Below are 1,157 nucleotides of genomic sequence, written 5' to 3' on the forward strand. Positions count from 1 at the left end.
TATCGTCTAATAACAACCAAGGTTTTCGACGGTGATTCTCCTACAGAGGACTTTCACCTCATTAGTTAATGCCCATGTCGGGCGTACACATTTCAATCAACGGGAACGCGGAATCAATCTATGCGTCACCGTCACTCTTTGTACCGCGTCCCGTTATTTCTACGTTGGGCTTTATAGAGTCGTCGGAGAAGGTCATTAAATGCAAGAGTTGCTAGAATATTTAAAATTTCTGACCCCCATAATCACTTTTGGATTGGGTATATGGGCTACGCCGCTGATAGAGTCTAGGAAAGAAAAAGCAAAGGCAACAGTAGTTTACAGAAATCTAATATTAGAAATCGAAGATGAACTGAGTGAACTTCCAAACAGGCTGATAAAAATGGCCGACACACTCGGCAACCTAATAAGTTTTAAAGCAGGAGAACCTAAGATAGATCGGCCATGGAAATATGTTCCGAGAAATACGAGCTGCTATTTTCTGAAGGCAGCCATCGAAGCCTCATTTGGGCTTTTCGACAAAAATCAGCGATATGCAATAAAGTCTCTCTTTGTTCAGATTGACGCTCTTGGAGATTATTTACAGGTCATTAACGACACCAAAATCTCTGATGACACTTTTGATGAGGCCATCAATAACTGCAAACGCTATTTGTACACAGGAAGCTGTATGCTAAACACTATGCGCATAATTGCAAACAAACCTAAAGCAAATTTAAGCGGAGAAGACAAAGAAATCATTAACGAAATCTTCCTTGAGTTGGGCATTGACTTACGTGCTGATGACTTAAGAACAAAATCAACAGTCAAATTCGAGAAAATTGGCTAATGGCTCTTTTAACCGGATAGGCCTTGATACAGCCAGGTACGCTATGCGTACCTTCAATAAGTTTATTGTATGTTGCATCTACATTTTAAGCCCAACAAGTCGGTCAAAGGGACGCACCGCCCGTTGGCGATTTTCGAATTCAATTTTTTATCGAAGGCTTGGGGCTTCGCTTGACTTCCTTTAGCGGCGCGCCCCTTACCTTTACGTTATGCAAAGTAAAGATGACTAACCAGAAAGAGACTAGAACTTACGCATTGACAGCCGGTATAGAATATGAGGCATGAACTAACCCTAGGCAACGGAAGGCCCGCCCGTGATAAGAAAAATAAGC

General features: G+C 41.9%; 1 protein-coding gene. It reads left to right on the plus strand.

All coding sequences use genetic code 11. The features are described 5' to 3' along the window. Positions 1 to 199 precede the first annotated feature (199 nt). Positions 200 to 826 (plus strand): hypothetical protein, encoded by a 627-nt coding sequence (locus EKO24_RS06165; protein ID WP_127030810.1) that lies wholly within the window; start codon positions 200 to 202, stop codon positions 824 to 826. Positions 827 to 1,157: the final 331 nt, after the last annotated feature.

The sequence above is a fragment of the Candidatus Methylobacter oryzae genome (genome assembly GCF_003994235.2).
Classification (GTDB): Bacteria; Pseudomonadota; Gammaproteobacteria; order Methylococcales; family Methylomonadaceae; genus Methylobacter_A; species Methylobacter_A oryzae.